This is a genomic window from Pseudoxanthomonas sp. Root65 (genome assembly GCF_001427635.1).
Lineage (GTDB): Bacteria > Pseudomonadota > Gammaproteobacteria > Xanthomonadales > Xanthomonadaceae > Pseudoxanthomonas_A.
This window is the reverse complement of sequence record NZ_LMHA01000001.1, coordinates 1,812,344-1,833,685: the sequence shown is the minus strand read 5'-3', so window position 1 is coordinate 1,833,685 and position 21,342 is coordinate 1,812,344. Positions and strand designations below refer to the sequence as shown.

Here is a 21,342-nt window from a genome sequence, read left to right as displayed (position 1 = left end):
CCGGGCATGCCCCGCTAACGGCCTCGGACCGACAAGCAGCGAAGCGAGCGCCGCGCTACGCCGCCGCCATGTCGCGACGGCGTGCACGCCACAGGCCGTCCGTGGCGAAGATCAGCAGCCCGGTCCAGATGGCGGCGAAGCCGATCGCGCGTTCGATGCCGAAGGCTTCGCGGAACACCAGCACGCCGATCAGCAGCTGGATGCTCGGTGCGATGTACTGCAACAGGCCCACCACCGACAGCGGGATGCGACGCACGCCGTAAGCGAAGCCGATCAGCGGCACCGCGGTGACCGCGCCGCCGAACACCAGCAGCAGGTCGTTCTTCCAGCCGTAGCCGCTGACGAAGCCGCCACCGTGGCCGAATTCGCCCCAGACCACATAGGCCAGCGCCGGCAGGAACAGATACAGGCTCTCGACACCCAGCCCGGCCACCGGATCCACCGCGACCAGTTTGCGCACCAGTCCGTACAGGCCGAACGAGAATGCCAGACCCAACGCGATCCACGGCGGCGCGCCGGCCTGCAGCGTCAGCCAGGCCACGCCGAGCAGGGCGAAGCCCACCGCGACCCATTGCGCGGGCGACAGCCGTTCACGCAGCACCAGCACGCCCAGCACCACGTTGATCAACGGATTGATGAAGTAACCCAGGCTGGTCTCGACCACGTGGCCCGCATTGACCGCCCAGATGTACAGGCCCCAGTTGAACGCGATCAGCAGGCTGCTCACGCCGAGCAGCGGCACGGCGCGCGGCTGCGCACGGACCTGCCGCCACCAGCTGCGTCCGTGCTTCAGCAGCAGCCAGCCGAGCACCAGCACCGCGCTCCACACGATGCGGTGCGCGATGATGTGGAACGACGGCACCGCTTTCAGCAGATGCCAGTAGAGCGGCACCACGCCCCAGATCAGGAACGTGCCGGCGGTGATCGCCAGCCCCTTGCGGTCGATGGGCGCGCTCATTTCGCCTGGCGCGCCCGTGCCAGCGTGATGAACACCACGCCCGCCAGGATCACCGCCATCGCGCCGAGATCGTGGCGCGTGAAGGTTTCACCGGCGATGAAAGCGCCCAACGCCACCGCGATCACCGGATTGACGTAGGCATAGCTGCCGACCAGCACCGGGCGCGCATGGTGCAGCAGCCACACGTAGGCGGTGAAGGCGATGATCGAGCCGAACACCGCCAGGTAGGCCACCGCCAGTCCGCCGGTGAGCGTCCACTCCGCCGTGTTGAAGCGTTCGCCGTGCAACAGGCCGGCGACCACCAGCATCACGCCGGCCGCCAGCATCTGCGCCGCCGCCGTCATGAACGGCGAGGGCAGATCGCGGCCGCGCGACCACACCGACCCGTAGGCCCATGCGATCGGCGCGATCAGCAGCAACACCAGGCCGACCGGCGAACCGGTGAGCGAACTGCCGGCGTTGAGCCACACCACGCCGGCGAAGCCGATGACGATGCCCAGCCACTCGGCCTTCGTCGCATGCTGGCCGCGCAGCGCGCCGAACAGGCCCATCCACAGCGGCATCGACGCCACCGCGACCGCGGCCAGGCCGGACGAGACCGTCTGTTCGGCCAGCACCACCATGCCGTTGCCCATCAACAGCAGCAGCGCGCCCATCACCAGCACGTTCTTCCACTGCGCCCGCGTGGGCGGTGCGACCCCGCGCCAGCGCAGGAACAGGAACATCACCACGCCGGCCGCGACGAAGCGGCTGCCCGACACCATCAGCAACGGCGGAAAGCCGCCTTCCAGTGCAATGCGGATGCCGAGATAGGTCGAACCCCAGACCACGTAGACGATGGCCAGGGCGGCAGCGACGGCAAGCCCGCCACGCGCGGGCGCGGCGGAAACGGGAGCGTTCATGGGGACCGTGGGGAGTGCGGCAAGGCGCAATTCTAGGCCAGCCACGGACCCGCGGCATGACACGGATGCCCTCGGCTGCTTGAAACCTTTCCGGGCAGGCTTGAATCGCCTTCAAGACGGCTTCGGGTCCAGGCTGCGAAGTGTGGGAGCGACGTAAGTCGCGATGGAGCGCTCTGGACATCATGCGCGCGCGCATCACGGCGTTGCCCCCACCTGCGGGATCCACCGACACGATGCAGCCACCCGGCACACCCATCGCTCCCACACGGACGCGTCGATCAGCCGCGTTCGCGCGCCAGCAACTGCTCCTTGCGCGGCAGGCCCCACCGATAGCCACCGGGTGAGCCGTCTCCCCGGATCACGCGATGGCAGGGCACGACCACGGCGATGCGGTTGTGCGCGCAGGCGCTGGCCACCGCCCGGGCCGCGCGCGGTGCGCCCAGCGACTGCGCCAGTCCTGCATAGCTGACGGTGTCTCCCGCCGGAATCTTCATCAGCGCCTCCCAGACCCGTTGCTGGAAACCGGTGCCCAGCAGGTCCACCGGCACCTCGGCCTCGCGACCCGCCAGCCGCTCGGCGACGGCACGCAAGCGGGGGGCCAGGTAGTCGTCGCGACCGGCATCGACCCGCTCGGTCTGCGCCAGCGGAAACTCCTCGCGCAGCCGCCGCTCCAGCGCGGCATCGTCATCGCCCAGTTCGACCGCGCAGATGCCGCGCTCGGTGGCCGCCACCAGCGCGCGACCGAGCACGGTGTCGACCAGCGTCCAGCGGATCGCCACGCCGCGGCCGCCGGCGCGGTAGGTGGCCGGGGTCATGCCCAGTTTCGCCGCTCCCTGTTCGTACAGCCGCGACGGCGAACCGTAGCCGGCGTCGTACAGCGCCGTGGTGACGTCGCGTCCTTCGCGCAACGCGCTCTTCAGCGTCCCCAGCTTCTTGCGTGCCAGATATTCGGCCGGACTCAGTCCGAAGCGCGCACGGAAACGGCGCTGCAGATGGGAGGCGCTCAGGCCGGTCTGCGAAGCGAGTTCAGACAACGAGGGTTCGCCCTCGTCGAGCAGGCGGAGCGCCTGATCGAGCGGATCGGCGACAGGCACGTTAGAGGTGGGAAGCGATCGGCGCGACATGGTGTCCATGCGCCCAGACTAGGGCGAGTGCGCCAGCCCGACTATCCGGATCTTGCGCTTCATCCGAGGCGTGAGCGCGGAGGAGTGAGTAACGAGGAAGAGCGCATTGCGTACGCTCACTCCTCACTCCTCACCACTCAACACTGCCTCACTCAGCCCAGCGACCCGGACCCGGCGAATCGGGCAGCACCTGCGCCGACAGCTTGCGGTCCTGGCCGAGGATGCCGATGGCGTCGGACAGGATGGCCGCGGACTCGCGCAGCAGCGGATCGGGGCGCTTGTCGGCCAGCTTCTCGCGCTGCGCGTCCTTGACGATGTCGCGCTCGGACGCACCCAGGCCGTCATCGGCCAGGTCCTCGGCCAGCGGATCCAGCGCGAGCCCCAGCGCCTTGCGTTCGGCCTGGCGCTGTTTGCGCTGCTGGTCCTGGCGGTCGCGCTCGGCGCGACGTTCGGCTTCGTTGAGCGACACGTACTTCTTCGCCGCCTCTGCGCGGAACTGCGCCACGTCCTCGGACCACCACTGGAATTCCTTGTCCTTGGCCGAGCGCGCCGCGTGCAGCGCCTCCAGGCGCGGCAGCAGCGGCGCAAAGTTGCCGTACTGCGTGTGCGGGACCGCGGCGATACGCGTCCACGGCAGGGCGTTGTCGTACGTGCTCTCGCCGTACTCGCTGGCATCGACGCTCACCGGGAACGCGATGTCCGGCACCACGCCCTTGTGCTGGGTACTGCCGCCGGCCACGCGGAAGAACTGCGCGATGGTCAGCTTCACCGAACCGAAGCGCGGCGCTTCATTGGCCGGCCAGCGGTCCAGGTCGACCATGTTCTGCACGGTGCCCTTGCCGAAGCTGGTCTCGCCGATCACCAGGCCACGACCGTAGTCCTGGATGGCGCCGGCGAAGATCTCGGATGCGGACGCCGAGGCGCGATTGATCAGCACGGCCAGCGGGCCGTCCCACGACACGCCGGGCTTGCGGTCGCTGTTGACCGTCACCCGGCCACCGGATTCGCGCACCTGCACCACCGGCCCCTTGTCAACGAACAGGCCGGTCAGCTCCACCGCCTCGTCCAGCGAGCCACCGCCGTTGTTGCGCAGGTCCATCACCACGCCGTCCACGCCCTGGGTCTTGAACTGGGCCAGCAGCTTGGCGATGTCGCGGGTGGCGGAATTGAAGTCGTTCGGGTTGCGCCGGCGGCCTTCAAAGTCCTGGTAGAACGCCGGCAGCTTGATCACACCGATGCGACGCGCGGGCTCGCCGCCGGCGGCCGGCAGCGAAATGATCTCGGACTTGGCGGCCTGCTCTTCCAGCTTGACCTTCTGCCGGGTGATGGTGACCTGCGCATGCTTGCCGTCGATGCCGGCTTCGACCGGGATGTATTCGATGCGGACCTGCGTGTCCTTCTTGCCGCGGATCTGCGCGACGACATCGTCGATGCGCCAGCCGATCACATCGGTCAGCGGTCCCGACTTGCCCTGCCCGACCGCGACGATGCGGTCGCCGATCTTCAGCTTGCCGCTCAGGTCGGCCGGGCCGCCCGGCACGATCTCGCGGATCGCCACCAGATCGTCCTGCCGTTGCAGCACGGCGCCGATGCCTTCCAGCGACAGCGACATCGACTGGTTGAAATTTTCGGCGGTGCGCGGGGTGAAATAGTCGGTATGCGGATCGATCGCGCCGGTGTAGGAATTGAGGAACGTCTGGAAGACGTCTTCGGTCTTCAGCTCGTTGATGCTCCGCTGCAGGTTGGCGTAACGCTTGTCCAGCGTCTTGCGGATGTCGTCGGGCTTCTTGCCGGCCAGCTTCAGGCGCAGCCAGTCGTTCATCACCGACTTCTTCCAGATCGCATCCAGCGCCTTGCCGTCGGCGGCCCACGGCGCGTCTTCGCGGTCGTATTCCCAGCGCTCGTTGCCGTTGAAATCGAAGTCCTGCTTCAGCAGCGCGCGGGCATAGGCCACGCGCTGGCCGACGCGCTGCTTGTAGACGGTGAAGATCTCGTAGGCCGGCGCGAGGTCGCCGCTGCGGATGGCATCGTCCATCTTGGTGCGGTAGGGCGCGAAACGCGCCACATCGGCTTCGGTGAAGAACTGCTTGCCGCCGTCGAGCGCCTCGAAATAGCGCTTGAAGATGTCCTGCGAGAGCGTGTCGTCCAGCGGGCGCGGCCGGTAGGCGTAGCGGCTGTCCGACAGCAGGCCGTAGACCAGTTTGGACGTGTTGGCCTGGTCGGCGGTGGGCGCCACGGTGATCGCGTCGCCCTCGCCGCGCGCGAGCAGCGCCAGCGGGGTCGAGAGGGCCAGGGCCAGCAGCAGGAGGGGGGCTTTCTTCAAGGTCATTGCGTACTCATGGCCCAGGGGGCCGTCAGGCTGGAACGGACAGCGGATGCGACACGATGACAGTGCACAAAGTTGCGTGCCTTGTCATCTGCCTTTCGGCAGCCTAAGGGCCGGGGCGTAGGAAAAGGTGAACCGCGGCCCTGCCGCGATCCCGCGCCATGCACGCCACTGCGCCCGGACGGTCGCCCGGGTCGCGCGCTCCGGTGGACGGCTCAGCCGGCCTGGCGGCTGGTGGCGGCCGCCTGCGCGGCCTGCTGATCGGCGTGGTACGACGAACGCACCAGCGGGCCGGAGGCGACGTGGCTGAAGCCGAGCGCCATGCCGTATTCCTCCAGCGCCTTGAATTCGTCGGGCGTCCAGTAGCGCAGCACCGGATGGTGGTGCGCGGTGGGCTGCAGGTACTGGCCGATGGTGACCATGTCGACATCGTGCGCGCGCAGGTCGCGCAGCGTGCCCTGCACCTGTTCCATCGTCTCGCCCAGGCCCAGCATGATCCCGGACTTGGTGGGCAGGTGCGGATGCTGCTGCTTGAACCGCTGCAGCAGGGTCAGCGACCACTGGTAGTCGGCGCCGGGGCGGACGTTGGGGTACAGGTCCGGAACGGTCTCGATGTTGTGGTTGAACACGTCCGGCGGATTGGCCGCCAGGATCTCCAGCGCACGGTCCATGCGGCCCTTGCCGCGGAAATCGGGCGTCAGGATCTCGATGCGGGTGGACGGCGAGTGCTCGCGGATGGCGGCGATGCAGTCGACGAAATGCTGGGCACCTCCGTCGCGCAGGTCGTCACGGTCGACGCTGGTCACCACCACGTACTTCAGGCCCATGTCTGCGACCGTATTCGCCAGGCTCAACGGCTCGGAAGCATCCGGCGGCTTGGGCCGGCCGTGGGCGACGTCGCAGAACGAACAGCGGCGCGTGCAGACCTCGCCCAGAATCATGAAGGTGGCGGTGCCGTGCCCGAAGCACTCGTGGATGTTGGGGCAGCTGGCTTCCTCGCAGACCGTGACCAGGCGGTTCTCGCGCAGCTTGGCCTTGAGCCTGGCCACCGAACCGTCGGACGGGATGCGCACGCGGATCCACGACGGTTTGCGCAGGACCGGGGCATCGGCGAACTGCACCGGCGAGCGGGCAATCTTGTCGCCGCCGAGCTGCTTGGCGCCGGTTTCCAGCGACGCGGGCGCGGAACTGACGACCTGGAGGGGGATCACGCGTGCGGGGGTATCGGCCATGGCGGCAATTCTAGCCCCTTACCCGCACGCCTGGACCTGGAACACCGGGCCGACGCGTGATCGACGAGACGTCCCGCACATGCGCCCGAGGCGGCAAGCCGCCGAACCGGAAGCGATCGGCACGCTCGGCCGGTACCGTCGGGCTGGCCTACGGGACAGATGGCCCCCGGCATGGCACGGGCATGGCACCAAGCGGCACACGGATAACGGCGGTTTGTTCCCCGCCACACAGGCATAAAAAAGCCCGCAATGACCAGGTCATTGCGGGCTTGCTCCCTCCCCCACGTCGGGATGCGGGGCCATCGTGAAGGGTGGATTACAGGTGTTGCACGCTGCACTGCAAAACAAAACCGGGCGGTTCACCGACCCTTGCTGTGATGTCACGAATATGAACACCAGCCAAACCCGCGTCACTGCTGGGTGTTACCGATATCAGACCAATTCCCGACCGTTCGTCAGAACGCCGGTTACGTTCTTCACTGCGTTTACCTGAACAGGCGAACCGCCGATACCGCGCGCGACCATCCCGGCCCGCGCGGCTATTTGAGGTAGTGCGGGCGTCCGTCGTACCAGGCCTTGGCACGCACCAGATGCAGCGTGCGCTGCGGGCCCCGCACTTCCATGCCGACACTCAGCGCGCGCCACCGGGCGTAAAGATCGCCCTGTCGCTGATCGCCCTGCAGGCGCAGCCGCGCCAGCATGTCGTAGCGGTCGTTGCTGGCTTGCATCCGGTCCAGGATCAGCACGTCGTCACGCCACTGCACGCGACCCTGCACTCGCGCCTGGCCGGCATCGACCAGCCGGTACACCCACGCCGGGTACTCCTTCTGCCGGGAGAACAGCGCCAACAGGAAGCCGACATCCTTCATGGTCACGTCGGCACCGCCGCCGGCGCTGATCGGCCTGTCGACGTCCAGGCGCGCCCGGTCCAGCGTCACCTGCGCCCACCAGCCGCGGCGCGACTCGCCGCCGGGTTCGGCGAAGCCGACATTGCGCACACGCACGGTGCTGCCGTCGGCGACGAACAGCCGCCGCTTCAGGTCGGCGCGGCGGAGTTCCAGGTCCAGGTCGATGTCGCCGCGCAGCTGGATGCCGGCCAGGTGCATGCGGGTGCCACGGCCGGCAATGCGGACCGTGCCGTGTCCCACTTCGCCCGCCGCGTCCAGCGACAGGTCGCCACTGAGCACGCCGGCACCGCCTTCGAAGCGCATCTGCCGGCGCGGCAGGAACGGGTTGTAGACGCGCAGGTCGGGCACGCGCGCGTCCTTGAACACGACCCTCGCCTGCAGGGCATCGCGCAGCTGCGCCAACGGGCCGTCCGCATTGATCGTCAGGGTCAGCTGCCGTCCCTGCACATACGGCGTATCGGGCGTCTTCAGCGGCGCCACGTCGAAGCGATCCAGCGTGGCCTGCAGGCGCGGCACCAGTGCGCCGTCCTTGCCGGCGTCCAGCCGGATGTCGGCGCGCGCGCGGCCGCGGATGCGGTTGTCCATCACCTCGGCCACCGCGTCGACCTCGGGCACGGTGATGCGACTGCCCGCCGCCAGCCGGCCCTCGACCACCTGCACATCGGCGCTGACCGCGCCGGCGCCGTCGAGCGTCAGCCAGGGCGCCTGCGGGAACAGGCCTGACAGCCAGCGCAGCGAGTCGAAGTGCCAGGTACCGACGAGATGGCCGGACACGCGCGGCAGCACCCGAGCGAAATCGCGCAGCGGCACCTGCCGGCCGCGCAGGCGCAGGTCGGCCTCCACCGCCAGCCGGCCGTCGGCCTGCGGTGGCACCGTCGCCTTGATCGCGATGTCCTCGTCCACCGCCACGTCGATGCCGAGGATGTCATTGCGCACCGCGCCGGCGATGTCGTTGCCCGCCACCGCCATGGTCCATTGCGCGCGTCCGCCCGGCTTGAGCGCGCCCCGATCGAAGCCCAGCGCGATGTCGGCACGACCTTCGCCGGCCACCGGCTTCACCGTCACCGCGCCCTGCGGACCGACCGCCACGTCCAGGCCGGCGGTACGTCCGGCCAGCATCAGGTCGATCTGCGTCTTAAGCAGCTTGTCGATACCGGCCGCGTCCTCGCGCCGATGCCGGTCGATCGCGAAGCGCGCCTCCAGCGTGGCCTCGCGCAACACCTCCGCGCCGTCCCGCAGCAGCCGCGCCTCGGCGAAGGCCACGCGCGAGGGCATCAGCTCCATCGGCCCGCCGCGCAGTTGCTTGTAGAAGCCGACATCACCGCGCCCCACGCCGCGCAGGTCCAGGCCATCGAAATAGCCGCGACGGATCGAGTCGCTGCGGATGCTGTCGAACTGCAGTTCCCAGCCGCCCTCGCGCGGCGGCGGCGGCACGCGTTCTTTGGTGACGCGACGGATGCCACCCTGGACGTCGTCGGCGCGCACGTCGGGCACGTGCAGACGCCGCGACAGCAGCGGCCACAGCGCGATGCGTCCCTCCACCCGCCCCGCTGTCGCCTCCCATGCGATGCGTCGCGACTGGCCCTGCAGCCTCACGTCGCGCAGGCTGACGCGTCCGGGCCACCAGGTCTGGCCGGACGCCCACTGCATCTGGAAACGATCCGGCTTGCGGTTCAAGGCCTTCTCGCCCAGGGCCGTGTTGAGAAACACGTTACCGGCGACCAGGTAAAGCGCATACGTCGCGACGAGGGCGATCAGACCCCGACACAGCCAGCGCAGGGCGTTATGGCGAAAGGATGTCCGTTCCATCCGCACAGGATGCCGCATCCGGCGCAGGCAGGGTGGCTCAGCGTGCGGCGAAGTGCCCGTGGAAACCCAGCGGCACGGTGTAAGGCAGCCAGGCCTGCGCCAGCGGGCCATCGTCCACCCGCTGCGCATCGAGCACCGCGATGCCGCTGCGGCCGCGCGCCGCATCGAGCAGGGTGCCGACCAGCCAGCCCTCGTCGGGCCGCGTACCGCCGGGGCGCGGGACGAACAAGTGTTCCTCCACCAACACGTCGCGGCCGTAGTCGTGCACCTGGCGGCGATCGCGCACGAGGTCGAACGCACCGATCCGGCTGAAGTACGGCGCGGTCGAGCCCTCGGCATGGATCGGCGCATACAGGCGCGCGGGCGACGACGACGCGGTGCGCGCATCGAACATCGGGAATTCGACCCCTGCGATGCCGGTCTCCTGCCAACGCGCCTTGCCGCTGCGCAGGTCCAGCACCAGCTCACGCAACGTCCCCGTGCCACTGTGCGCGTCGCCGTGCACGTCGCCATTCATCGCCGCCTTCATCGGCGAACGCGCCTCCTCCACATCCACGTGCTGCACGGCGCGCACGGTAATGCGTCCATCGCGCTCGTGCGCGTCGCCGAAATGGTAAATGGCGGCGAAGTCGGCCTCGAACCAGCGCGCCTGCGCGGGCGTCGCCTTGTCGACCACGGCGATGCGCAGCGGCTGATCCTGCTGGAACCGCAGGCGCTCGAAGAACGCACCATGGCCCTCGCGGTAGCGGAACGGGATCAAGGCGAAGACCAGATGACGGTCGGTCATGGCGAAACTGTGCAGATAGCCGGGCACCGGCGTCTCCAGCACGTCGGCCGAGGCCAGCGTGCCGTCGCGGCCGATGTGCCACACCACCAGGCCGTTGCCGCCCATCATCGAGATGGAGCCGAAGTTCCATGACGAGCCATCGCGGTCCACCAGCGGATGGGCGGAGAACGGGATCGCGGCGAGGTCAGGGCGCCAGGTCACGGGACCGAGCGTGGTCAGTTCGTCCGGATCCAGCTCGAACGCCGAACCCGCTTCGGACAGTGCGAACAGGCGCCCGTTGATCATGGTGACGGAGGTGTTGGCCGTATTGGCGTCATCGTTGTTGCGGATCGGCTGCATGTCCGGGATGGAGGTGCCGGCGACCGGATACAGGAAACAGCCCGCCTTCTGCTCGCGGGTGAATTTCGGCGTGGCGACCATGCGGGCGTGGTGGCCCACGGTGCCGTCGCCGTTGAAGCGCCAGCCATGCACCATGCCGTCGCCGTCGAACCAGTGCTCGTAGCGGAAGCCGGCGCGCTCGGTCCAGGCAGGACCGTTGCGGTACAGCGTGCCGGCAAAGCCTACCGGCAACCGGCCCTCGATCTGCACGGTGGACGGGCCCAGCGTCTCGGTCTGGACGGATGACCAGCCCTCCAGCCACGGTTGCGCGCGCAGGCCGGCGGCGAACCGCGCAGGATCGCCGGCGAAGGCGGGCTCACTGCGCAGCAGCGTGGGGGCGACGGCCAGCGCGGTGGCGCCGGAAAGCAGGGTGCGCAGGAAGCGGCGACGGTCCATGGCGGCGCACCTCAACGCAGGGTGATGTCGATGGCGGCGTCGTCAGCGCCAACCTCGATGCGCGCTTCGTCCCAGGTCGGCTTGCGCATCACGCGCGGATTGTTGCTGAAGCCGTAGGCCTCGATGGGCATGCCGATCATGTTGCTGTCGAGCTTGCCGTTGCCGTTCTCATCGTGCGTCACCAGCACGGCATAGGCACCCGGCTTGAGGTCCTCGAATACGAACGTGGCCTGCCCGCCGCTCGGCGGCGCGCCCGTGGCCTGCACCGGCGCGGCCTTTCCTTCCCATCCCTCCTGCGAATCGACCAGAGCGATCTTGATCAGACCGGCCTGGGCCCGGACGTCGTGCAGTACCACGGTCAGTTCGGCAGCCTGCGCCCCTACCGTGGTGGTGGCCAGCAGAGAGGACAGGAGGAAAGCGCGGCGGGCGAATCGGTGCATGACGGACTCCGGGAATGGATGGCGGGAACGTGCCGCCAGTCTCCTCGGCCTCCGCAGGCCGGGTCAGTTGCCAACCGTCATCGATCCGACCTGCCGGAAGTCACCTCGCGGGCAGGCCGCCGTAGCCCAGCCCGCAAGCAGGTAACGGCCGACCCAGCAGGAAGCCCTGCACCGACCGGCATCCCAGCGCGCGCAGCAGATCCAGTTGCGCCTGCCGTTCCACGCCCTCTGCGGTGACCGGCACGCCCAGCGCGCGGGCGAGCTGGAGGATGGCGGCGATAATCGCCTCGGTCGTGGCGCGCTCGTCCTGCAGCAGGCCTGCGGCGAAGGATTGGTCGAGCTTGATGTGATCGAAGGGCAGTTCCCGCAATTGCGCCATCGACGAATAGCCCACGCCGAAGTCGTCGATCGCGATGCGCACACCGCGGCTCCGCAGCCGCGCAAGCACGGCACGCGCGGCAGCCGGGTCGCGCGCCAGCGCCGACTCGGTCACCTCCAGCTCGAGCCGCGAAGGCGGCAGGCCGACACGGTGCAGAACGTCCAGGACCGTATCGACGAACGGTGGCCATGCCAGCTGCACCACCGACACGTTGACGGCCAGCAACGTGGATGAGGGCCAGCACAGCGCATCCCGGCAGGCATGTTCGAGCACCCACAAGCCGATCTGCAGGACCAGGCCGGACTCCTCCGCTGCCGGAATGAAATCCGCCGGACTGATGCGTCCGTGCAGGGGATGCCGCCACCGCAACAACGCCTCGTAGCCACGCACTTCCAGCGTGTCGGCCGCGTACAGCGCCATGTAGTCGATCTCGAGCTGGTCGCCGTCCGCCGCCATGGCCAGGTCGCTGACCAGCGCCAGCCGCTCGCGCAGGTGTGCGCTCATCGCAGGGTCGTAGAGACGCACCGTGTCGCGGCCCCCGCTCTTGGCGGCGTACAGCGCGGTATCGGCACGCCGCAGCAGTTCGTCGTGGGTCACGGGCGGCTCCGGAATCAGCGCCGCGCCGACGCTGGCACGGACATCGACGCGGAAGCCGTTGACCCACTCCGGCTCGCGCAACACCAGCAGCACATCCTGGAGGCGGTGCAGGACATCGTCTTCCGGCGCATCCACACGCAGGTCGCGCAGCAACAGGGCGAACTCGTCGCCGCCCAGGCGCGCCAGCGCGTCGCCCGCGCGGCAGACGCGCTGCAAGCGTCGCGCGACCACGCACAACACTGCGTCGCCGACCGGGTGGCCGAGGCTGTCGTTGACGTTCTTGAAATGGTCCAGATCGAGCAGCGCCATCGCCGCCGGTGTCCCGGATGTCGTGCCCTCGTGCGATTGCTGGAGAAAACTGCGGCGGTTCGGCAGCCCGGTCAGCGCATCGTGGTGGGCGAGATGGTGCAGGTTGCGCTCACGCTGCAGCGCGTCCGCTTCGCGCAGACGGGCGTCGGACACATCGCACCCTACTCCGCGCCAGCCCGTCCACGCGCCGGACGGCACATGCAGGGGACGGGCACTGATCTTCCAGCTGCAGGTCTCGGGGGTCGCCGCTTCCACCACCAGGCCGGTGAACGGCAGCGGGGTCGCCAGGCGCCGCTGCAGCGCGTCGGCGCCGACCTCCCGGTCACTGGCCACCTCGATCAGGCGCTGCCGCGCGAACAGCGTGTCCAGGCGCCTGCCGACCAGGGTCGTATCGTCGCGCCCGAGCATCCGCGCCAGGGAAGGCCCTACCCGGGTCAGGCTGCCCCTGCAGTCGCTTTCCCACAGCCAGTCGTTGGCATTGCTCTCGAACTCGCGCAGCAGCAGCCCCACGATCTGCTTCTGTCGCGCCGCCGACGTCTCGGCCTCGATCCGCTTCACCAGCATGCGCGATACGAACAGCAGGGCGATGGTCAGCATCACGGCATAGCAGCACAGCTGCACGATCGTCATGCCCTGCGCCAGGAAGTCCAGCCGCGCCACCATGACGCACGCGGCCACGGTCAGGATCACCAGCCACAGGAACGACAGCAGCGGGGCGGTGATGCCCACCAGCACGCCGGTAGCGATCAGTCCCGGGGTGTAGGCGGCCAGCAGCAGTCGGCTGCCGTCGCTCGCGGCCAAGGGGGCGCCGAGATACAGGCCGATGCCGCAGGCCGTCGCGGCCAAACTGCACCAGCACGCCGACACCCACAGGTCGACCAAGCGCAACTCTTGCGGGTGCGGCCGCCGGGCAACCCGCCACCGGCCGATCGCGTGCGCAGCCCAGCCCACGTGCACGACGACGAAGACCACGGCCCAGGGCTGCCAGCGATGGCCCTGCAGGAAGGGCGCCATGACCTGGAAGACGCCCAGGGCCGTCAGCAGGTTCGAGGCGACGTACCAGGGGATGACCCGAAACAGGTTGCGCAGCTGCCTGTCCAGCAATACCGCGCGCGTCGCCGCGTCCGCATGCGGCAGGGCCCAGCATTGGCGTAGCGCCTTCCACGGCATCGGCATTCCCTCGGCCGGCGAGCCGCGCCGGTGGACGCCGTGGAGCCGGCGTCAGGAGGGCGCGCCTGATCGACACCCTCCCCTTCGCTACGTTCGTGCCGGAGCGGACATCGCCGCAGGCCGTTTACGCCGCGCGGGCCAGGCGCCGGATCCGGACCGCGTCGGCCAACCGGTGCAGCACCTGCACCGATCCCTCCCACGCCAGACAGCCATCGGTGATGCTCTGCCCGTAACGCAGCGGCTGCCCCGCCACCAGGTCCTGGCGCCCGCCTTCCAGGTGGCTTTCCACCATCACGCCGACGATGCGGTGCTCGCCCGCGCGCAGCTGCGTGGCAATGGCATCGACGACGGCCGGCTGGTTGTCCGGGTTCTTGCCGCTGTTGGCATGGCTGGCATCGATCATCAGGCGCGCCGGCAGTCCGGCCTTCGCCAGCACCTGGCTGGCGGCCTCGATGCTGGCGGCGTCGTAGTTGGGCGTCTTGCCGCCGCGCAGGATGACGTGGCAATCGGGATTGCCGGCGGTGGCGGCGATGGCCGAGCGCCCGTCCTTCGTCACCGCCAGGAAATGATGCGGGTGCGACGCCGCGCCCACCGCATCCACCGCGATCCTGACGTTGCCGTCGGTGCCGTTCTTGAAGCCGACCGGGCACGACAGGCCGCTGGCCATCTCGCGGTGCACCTGGCTTTCGGTGGTGCGCGCGCCGATCGCGCCCCACGCCACCAAGTCGCTGATGTACTGCGGCGAGATGGTGTCGAGGTATTCGCAGCCCGCCGGCAAACCGAGCGCGTTGATGTCGCGCAGCAGGCGGCGCGCGAGCCGCAACCCGCGGTTGATGTCGAAGCTGCCGTCCAGCGCGGGATCGTTGATCAGGCCTTTCCAGCCCACCGTCGTGCGCGGCTTCTCGAAGTAGACCCGCATGACGATCTCCAGTTCGCCAGCCAGCGCATCGCGCAGCGGTTTCAGGCGCCGGGCGTAGTCGATGGCGGAGGCGGGATCGTGGATCGAGCAGGGCCCGACCACCACGATCAGCCGGTCGTCGCGGCCATGCAGGATGTCGTGCAACGCGCCGCGCGCATCGGACACGGTCTGCGAGACGGCGTCATCGCAGGGCAGTTCGGCGATCACGGCGGCGGGCGTCACCAGCTCATCGAGTCGGCGGATGCGCAGGTCGTCGGTATGGGGGGCCATGGGGGTTCTCCGGGTCAACAAAAAAGCCGCCAGGTTCGCTGGCGGCTTCAAGGGGATTCTTCTGGTGTCTTACCTAGAATGAACACGTCCTCGCTTCCGCCGTCGGCATCGGAAAGCCGTAGTAGCGAAACCAATAGCGGGCGCGGAGCGGATTCATGCGACGCATTGGGCCATGCACTGCGGCCGTTGTCGACTGTTTCATCGGCAACGGAAACCCGCGCGATCAGGCCGCGGTGAAGAACATCAGGTAGACCAGCCGCCCGTCCTCCATCGTGGTGCCGAATGCCGGGCCGGCGGTATGCCATAACCAGGGACGCAGCAGCAGCAGTCGGTTGAAGCGCATCGGCACCTGCTGGGTGGGCTCCCACACGCTGTCGTCGTTGCTGTGCTTCTCGATGATTTCCTGATGCATCTGCGCATGCGAGGAGAACCCCATCTCCGCCAACTCCGCATCGTTGAGCGGGGCACGGTCGCGGTTCGATGGGCGATGACGGAAGAACTCAGTGCCGCCGCGGCAGTCCTCCGGCTTGCTGAGATAGAGGATGCCCGACCAGTACGCCTGGTCGATGTGCACCTTCGCACTGCCGACATCCGACGCCAGCGTGATGCGGAACTTGCCGTGCGACTGCAGCGGATCGATCGGCTTCAGGCGCTCGCCGGTGAGATGCGAGGCAATCTCGGACAGGCCCTCGATCTCGATGCGCTCCAGCGAATTGCGGCCCGGGAACGGCCCGCGCAGATCGGGGTAGGTCAGCTTCAGCGCGGCTTGGCGCAGCGACCACGCGTCTTGCGGGCCAAGGAAGTCGTCGACGACGATGAGGGAGGTGTGCATGGCGCGCAGGCTAGCGAGCCCGTGCGCCGACCACAAGGCAAAAAAGAACCCCGCCTCTCGGCGGGGTTCTTGTCGTGCGGGTGGAACAGGACGCGGGACTTAGAAGTCCATGCCGCCCATGCCGCCCATGCCACCGCCGGCCGGCATCGCCGGCTCATCCTTCTTCGGGGCCTCGGCCACCATCGCTTCGGTGGTGATCATCAGGCCGGCGATCGAAGCGGCGTTCTGCAGCGCGGAGCGCGTGACCTTGGTCGGGTCCAGGATGCCGAACTCGATCATGTCGCCGAACTCGCCGTTGGCGGCGTTGTAGCCGAAGTTGCCCGAACCGTCCTTGACGCGGTTGACGATCACCGACGGCTCTTCGCCGGCGTTGGTGACGATCTCACGCAGCGGGGCTTCCATTGCGCGCAGGGCGATCTGGATGCCGTGGTTCTGGTCTTCGTTGGCGCCCTTCAGGGTGCCGATGGTCTGCAGCGCGCGGATCAGCGCGACGCCGCCGCCCGGGACCACGCCTTCTTCCACCGCCGCACGCGTGGCGTGCAGGGCGTCTTCGACGCGGGCCTTCTTTTCCTTCATCTCGATCTCGGTCGAGGCACCGACCTTGATCACGGCCACGCCGCCGGCCAGCTTGGCCACGCGTTCCTGCAGCTTCTCGCGGTCGTAGTCCGACGAGGTCTCTTCGATCTGCGCCTTGATCTGCTTGATGCGCGACTGGATGCGCTCGGCATCGCCGGCGCCGTCGATGATGGTGGTGTTCTCCTTCGAGATCACGACCTTCTTCGCACGACCCAGGTCGTTGATGGTGGCCTTCTCGAGCTGCAGGCCGACTTCCTCGGAGATCACCGTGCCGTTGGTCAGCGTGGCGATGTCTTCCAGGATGGCCTTGCGGCGGTCACCGAAGCCCGGCGCCTTGACAGCGGCGACCTTGACGATGCCGCGGATGGTGTTGACCACCAGCGTAGCCAGGGCTTCGCCCTCGACTTCTTCGGCCACGATCAGCAGCGGCTTGCCGGCCTTGGCGACGCCTTCCAGCACCGGCAGCAGTTCGCGGACGTTGGAGACCTTCTTGTCGTGGATCAGGATGAAGGGGTCGTCGAATTCGACCTGCTGCGACTGCTGGTTGTTGATGAAGTACGGCGACAGGTAGCCGCGGTCGAACTGCATGCCCTCGACGACGTCGAGTTCGTTCTCCAGGCCCGAGCCCTCTTCAACCGTGATCACGCCTTCCTTGCCGACCTTCTTCATGGCCTCGGCGATGATGTCGCCGATGTTGCTGTCGGAGTTGGCCGAAATGGTGCCGACCTGGGCGATCGCCTTGTCGTCGGCGGTGGGCTTGGAGAGCTTCTTCAGCTCTTCGACGGCGGCCTTCACGGCCTGGTCGATGCCGCGCTTGAGGTCCATCGGGTTCATGCCCGCGGCGACGGCCTTGGAGCCTTCGCGGATGAACGCCTGTGCCAGCACGGTGGCGGTGGTGGTGCCGTCACCGGCGTTGTCGGAGGTCTTGGAAGCGACTTCCTTGACCATCTGCGCGCCCATGTTCTCGAACTTGTCGGCCAGTTCGATTTCCTTGGCGACGGAGACGCCGTCCTTGGTGATGGTGGGGGCGCCGAAGCTCTTCTCGAGCACGACGTTGCGGCCCTTCGGGCCGAGGGTGGCCTTGACGGCATTGGCGAGGATGTTCACGCCGCGCACCATGCGCGTACGGGCGTCTTCACCGAAACGGATATCTTTGGCAGCCATTGGAAAAACTCCGTGATTCGTAATTCGTGATGAGTGATTCGAGAAACGTCGGGCGGCGGGAAATCGGATGGAGCGGGATCGTCAACGCGGTTGCGCTACTGCGAATCCCCAATCACCGATCCCGCCTCGGCTTCAGCCGAGGATCGCGAGAACGTCGTCTTCCTTGATGATCTTGTACTCGACGCCGTCCTGCTTGTAGGCCGAACCCGAGTACTGGCCGTAGATGACCTTGTCGCCGACCTTGACCTTCGGGGCGCGAACGCCGCCGGTGGCGTCGACGAACTTGCCTTCGCCGACGGCGATGACTTCACCCTTGGTGGGCTTTTCCTTAGCGGCGTCGGGAATGATGATGCCGCCGAGGGAGGTTTCTTCGGCTTCGATCGGCTTGACCACCAGACGGTCGTACAGCGGCTTGATGTTGCTCATGTCAATCCTCTTAAGTGATTGATTGGACTAGGAAAGGGGCGGCGATGTTAGCACTCGCCTCGAGGGACTGCCAACGTCGCGGACGCAAAAACCCGGCAACGCCGGATGCCGACCGATGTTGGGCGGGTCGATCCCGCTTTCAAGGGGGCGGGTGGCAAATTTTTTCGCCGCCGGGCCGGGCCGGGCGGTCTGCGATAATCGCCGGCCCATGCCTGTCTTCCTCATCCTGTCCGCCTGCCCGGACGCCGACACCGCCCAGCGGCTGGCGCGGACGCTGGTGGAGGAACGGCTGGCGGCCTGCGTCAGCCTGCTGCCCGGCGCGGTGTCGACCTACCGATGGCAGGGGCAGGTGGAACAGGCCACCGAAGTCCAGCTGCTGGCCAAGACCAGCGCCGACCGGCGCGACGCCTTGATGGCGCGACTGGCGGAACTGCACCCGTATGAACTGCCGGAGATCCTGGCGGTCGAAACCGCCGCCGGCCTTCCTGCGTATCGGGACTGGGTCGTGGCCGAAACCCGGGCCGACGCCCGCGCCCCCGAGTGACCCGATGACGCTGATCCGCACCCTGCTCGCCTGCCTGCTGCCCCTCGCCTCGCTGATCGCGCCGGCGGCGTCCGCCGCGATCACCCAGGACGACCTGCTGCCGGTGGACGAGGCGTTCGTGCTGACGGCCACCGCGCCGGCGCGCGACCGCATCGAGATCCGCTGGCAGATCACCGACGGCTACTACCTGTACCGGCACCGCACGGGCGTGGAAGCCGACGCCGGCTTCGCCGCGCAGCCACTGCAGCTGCCGAAGGGCAAGGCCTACCGCGACGAATTCTTCGGCGACGTCGAGACCTATCGTGGCGAACTGGTGGCCACCCTGCCCGGCCGGCCGACGGCGGGCGCCGACAGCGTCACGCTGAAGATCAAGTACCAGGGCTGCGCCGATGCCGGCATCTGTTACCCGCCGCAGACCCGCACGCTGAAGGTGGCGTTGCCGGCGGGCGCAGGCGAGGCCTTCGTCCCGCTCGGCGCCAGCGCCGTGACCGGTGCCCTGCTGGGCCAGAAACCGCAGACCGGCATGGACGCGCTGCCGCTGCCGGCGGAACAGGCGTTCGCTTTCGAGGCGATCGCCTTTAACGGTAACGAACTGCTGCTGCGCTTCACCCCGGCGCGCGGCTATTACGTGTATCGCGACCGTACTTCGATGGCGCTGGAAGGCGCATCGGGGGTCTCCCTGCAGGCGCCGCGGTGGCCGAAGGGCGTCGCCCACCGCGACGAACACTTCGGTGATGTCATCGTCTACTTCGACCAGGCCGAGGTGCCGGTGCCGCTCACGCGCGACCGCGCCGACGCGGTGGCCGCGACGCTGCGGGTGACGTTCCAGGGCTGCCAGAAGGACGGCATCTGCTATCCGCCGATGACGCGGCGGGTGAAGCTGTCGATCCCCGCCGGCCCTGTTACACCGGCCAGCACGCCCGACGTCCCTGCCCCGACCGCCGTCGCGCCGCTGCCGACGACAGCGACTGCACCGGATGGCACGACCACCGGTACCGAGGATGCTGCAGCGGCGACCACGCCCGCCGCGACCGATGTCGAACGCACGCGCCCGCCCGAAGACGTGCTGGCGCGCAACCCGCGCGGCGCCACCTCGTTGCTCGCCGCGCTCGCTTTGGCGCTGCTCGGCGGCCTGATCCTCAACCTGATGCCCTGCGTGCTGCCGATCCTGTCGCTGAAGGCGCTGTCGCTGGCCGAGAGCGGACGCGGCGACGGCGATGCCCGCCGGCGTGCGCTCTGGTACACGGCCGGGGTGCTGGTCAGCTTCGTCGCGGTCGGCGCGCTGGCCATCGCGCTGCGGGCCGCCGGCCAGGCGCTGGGCTGGGGTTTCCAGCTGCAGCAGCCGTGGGTGGTGGGGCTGCTGGCCTACGTGATGTTCGCCGTCGGCCTGAGCCTGTCGGGCGTGTTCGCGGTCGGCCATCGGCTGGCCGGTGCCGGGCAGGGGCTGGCCTCGCGTCGTGGTCCCGTCGGCGACTTCTTCACCGGCGTGCTGGCGGTGGTGGTGGCCAGCCCGTGCACCGCGCCGTTCATGGGCGTGGCGCTCGCTTACGCGTTCACCGCGCCGACGCCGCTGGCGCTGCTGGTGTTCGCGATGCTCGGCCTGGGCCTGGCCCTGCCGTTCCTGCTGATCGGTTTCGTGCCGGCGTTGGCGAACCGGCTGCCGCGGCCCGGCGCGTGGATGGACACGCTGAAGCAGGTGCTGGCCTTCCCGATGTACCTGACGGCCGTGTGGCTGCTGTGGGTGCTGGGCAACCAGCGCGGCATCGACGCGGTGGGCCTGGCGCTGGTCGGCCTGGTGCTGCTGGCGCTGGGGCTATGGTGGTTCCAGCGCGTGCGCTTCGCCGCCTCGCCGCTGCAGCGGGTGCTGGCGCTGGTGCTCGCCACCGCTGCGCTGGTGCCGCTGGGGATGGTGCACCGGTTGCCGGCGCCCTGCAGCGTCGCACCCACGGCGGAAGGCCATCTGGCCTGGTCGGCGGAACGGCTGGCGGCGTTGCGTAGCGAAGGGCGCATGGTCTTCGTCGACATGACGGCGGACTGGTGCGTCACCTGCAAGGCCAACGAGAAGGCCGTGCTGGACACCGACACCTTCCGCGACCTGCTGGCCGCGCACGATGCGGTGATGCTGACCGGGGACTGGACCAACGTGGACCCGGCCATCACCGCCTTCCTTGAGCAGCACAAGGCCGTCGGCGTGCCGCTGTACGTGCTCTATCCGCGTGGCGGCGGCGAAGGCGAAGTGCTGCCGACCGTGCTGACCCACGAGACGATGCGCCAGGCCTTCGAACGGGCGGCGCGATGAAGGTCACCACGCCGCGCATCCTGGCGGTCGCCCTGGTCGCCGGTGGCCTGGGCCTGCTGGCCAGCCTGTGGTTCAACGGCAATCCGCTGTGGCGGACCGGACCCGGCGAGCGCGCGCTGCACGCCGCGGTCAACGCGACTGCCCCCGCGCCCCCGGAAGGCGTCACGCCCGCCGGCATCGGCGATCGCATGCCGGCGATCGCGCTGCCGGGACTGGATGGCAAGATCGTCGATCTCGCCGCCAACTACCGTGGCAAACGCCTGCTGATCAATGTCTGGGCCAGCTGGTGCGGGCCGTGCATCGAGGAGATGCCGGAACTGCAGCGCTTCGCCACCTCGCAGGGCACCGAAGGCGTCCAGGTGGTAGGCCTTGCACTGGACACCCACGACGGGGTGACCGATTTCCTCAACCGCGTACCGGTCAGCTACCCGATCGTGCTGGACACACCGGGCCCGGCCGATGCCAGCGTCTGGCTGGGCAACACCAAGGGCGTGCTGCCCTACACGGTGCTGGTGGGCGCCGACGGACGGATCGAGCGACAGAAGATCGGGCCGTTCGAGCATGGCGAGATCAGCGGCTGGGCCGATTAGGCTTCGG

General features: G+C 68.6%; 16 protein-coding genes. 3 read left to right on the top strand and 13 right to left on the bottom strand.

The features are described from left to right. Window positions 1-55 precede the first annotated feature (55 nt). From rarD to ASD77_RS07995, 13 genes are all read right to left on the bottom strand, one after another. Window positions 56-958 (bottom strand): EamA family transporter RarD, encoded by a 903-nt coding sequence (rarD, locus tag ASD77_RS08055; RefSeq protein WP_055939766.1) that lies wholly within the window; start codon window positions 956-958, stop codon window positions 56-58. After that, window positions 955-1,860, bottom strand: coding sequence for a drug/metabolite exporter YedA (gene yedA, locus ASD77_RS08050; RefSeq protein ID WP_055939764.1), 906 nt, complete (start codon window positions 1,858-1,860; stop codon window positions 955-957). Before yedA ends, rarD begins: the two co-directional genes overlap by 4 nt. A gap of 278 nt (window positions 1,861-2,138) precedes the next feature. After that, window positions 2,139-2,954 carry a methylated-DNA--[protein]-cysteine S-methyltransferase gene (locus ASD77_RS08045; protein ID WP_235578494.1) on the bottom strand — a complete coding sequence of 272 codons (816 nt, stop codon included), beginning with the start codon at window positions 2,952-2,954 and terminating at the stop codon, window positions 2,139-2,141. A 178-nt stretch (window positions 2,955-3,132) separates the two neighbouring features. Continuing rightward, a complete protein-coding gene (locus ASD77_RS08040) occupies window positions 3,133-5,313 on the bottom strand; it encodes a carboxy terminal-processing peptidase (RefSeq protein ID WP_055939761.1) in 2,181 nt (726 codons plus the stop codon). Window positions 5,314-5,525: 212 nt separating this feature from the next. Continuing rightward, window positions 5,526-6,542 (bottom strand): lipoyl synthase, encoded by a 1,017-nt coding sequence (gene lipA / locus ASD77_RS08035; RefSeq protein ID WP_055939759.1) that lies wholly within the window; start codon window positions 6,540-6,542, stop codon window positions 5,526-5,528. Between the two features lie 539 nt (window positions 6,543-7,081). Beyond that, the gene (locus ASD77_RS08030; RefSeq protein ID WP_055939756.1) at window positions 7,082-9,259 is read right to left on the bottom strand and encodes a hypothetical protein; all 2,178 of its coding nucleotides are present in this window, start codon (window positions 9,257-9,259) and stop codon (window positions 7,082-7,084) included. A 37-nt stretch (window positions 9,260-9,296) separates the two neighbouring features. Continuing rightward, window positions 9,297-10,820: a carotenoid oxygenase family protein gene (locus ASD77_RS08025; protein WP_055939754.1), complete on the bottom strand. Its 1,524-nt coding sequence runs from the start codon at window positions 10,818-10,820 to the stop codon at window positions 9,297-9,299. A gap of 11 nt (window positions 10,821-10,831) precedes the next feature. Further along, window positions 10,832-11,260: a DUF2141 domain-containing protein gene (locus ASD77_RS08020; protein WP_055939752.1), complete on the bottom strand. Its 429-nt coding sequence runs from the start codon at window positions 11,258-11,260 to the stop codon at window positions 10,832-10,834. Window positions 11,261-11,360: 100 nt separating this feature from the next. Further along, entirely contained in the window at window positions 11,361-13,721 is a 2,361-nt protein-coding gene (locus ASD77_RS08015; protein ID WP_156383518.1) for an EAL domain-containing protein, read from the bottom strand. A 118-nt stretch (window positions 13,722-13,839) separates the two neighbouring features. After that, window positions 13,840-14,904 (bottom strand): 3-deoxy-7-phosphoheptulonate synthase, encoded by a 1,065-nt coding sequence (locus ASD77_RS08010; RefSeq protein ID WP_055939748.1) that lies wholly within the window; start codon window positions 14,902-14,904, stop codon window positions 13,840-13,842. A 223-nt stretch (window positions 14,905-15,127) separates the two neighbouring features. Beyond that, entirely contained in the window at window positions 15,128-15,736 is a 609-nt protein-coding gene (locus tag ASD77_RS08005) for a DUF6445 family protein (RefSeq protein ID WP_055939746.1), read from the bottom strand. Window positions 15,737-15,835: 99 nt separating this feature from the next. Next, window positions 15,836-17,476 (bottom strand): chaperonin GroEL, encoded by a 1,641-nt coding sequence (gene groL / locus ASD77_RS08000; protein WP_055939743.1) that lies wholly within the window; start codon window positions 17,474-17,476, stop codon window positions 15,836-15,838. A 132-nt stretch (window positions 17,477-17,608) separates the two neighbouring features. Further along, on the bottom strand, window positions 17,609-17,902 hold the full coding sequence (locus ASD77_RS07995) for a co-chaperone GroES (RefSeq protein ID WP_055939741.1): 294 nt from the start codon (window positions 17,900-17,902) through the stop codon (window positions 17,609-17,611). A gap of 208 nt (window positions 17,903-18,110) precedes the next feature. Here ASD77_RS07995 and cutA point away from each other — a divergent pair, with 208 nt between their 5' ends. Genes cutA through ASD77_RS07980 form a run of 3 tightly spaced genes read left to right on the top strand, consistent with a single transcriptional unit; the run spans window position 18,111 to window position 21,335 of the window. Further along, complete coding sequence (gene cutA / locus ASD77_RS07990; RefSeq protein WP_055939739.1) at window positions 18,111-18,446, top strand: divalent-cation tolerance protein CutA; 336 nt, start codon at window positions 18,111-18,113, stop codon at window positions 18,444-18,446. Window positions 18,447-18,450: 4 nt separating this feature from the next. Next, window positions 18,451-20,745: a protein-disulfide reductase DsbD gene (locus tag ASD77_RS07985; RefSeq protein ID WP_055939737.1), complete on the top strand. Its 2,295-nt coding sequence runs from the start codon at window positions 18,451-18,453 to the stop codon at window positions 20,743-20,745. After that, window positions 20,742-21,335 (top strand): TlpA disulfide reductase family protein, encoded by a 594-nt coding sequence (locus tag ASD77_RS07980; RefSeq protein ID WP_055939735.1) that lies wholly within the window; start codon window positions 20,742-20,744, stop codon window positions 21,333-21,335. The genes ASD77_RS07985 and ASD77_RS07980 overlap by 4 nt, the downstream gene beginning before the upstream one ends. The last annotated feature ends 7 nt before the right edge of the window (window positions 21,336-21,342 follow it).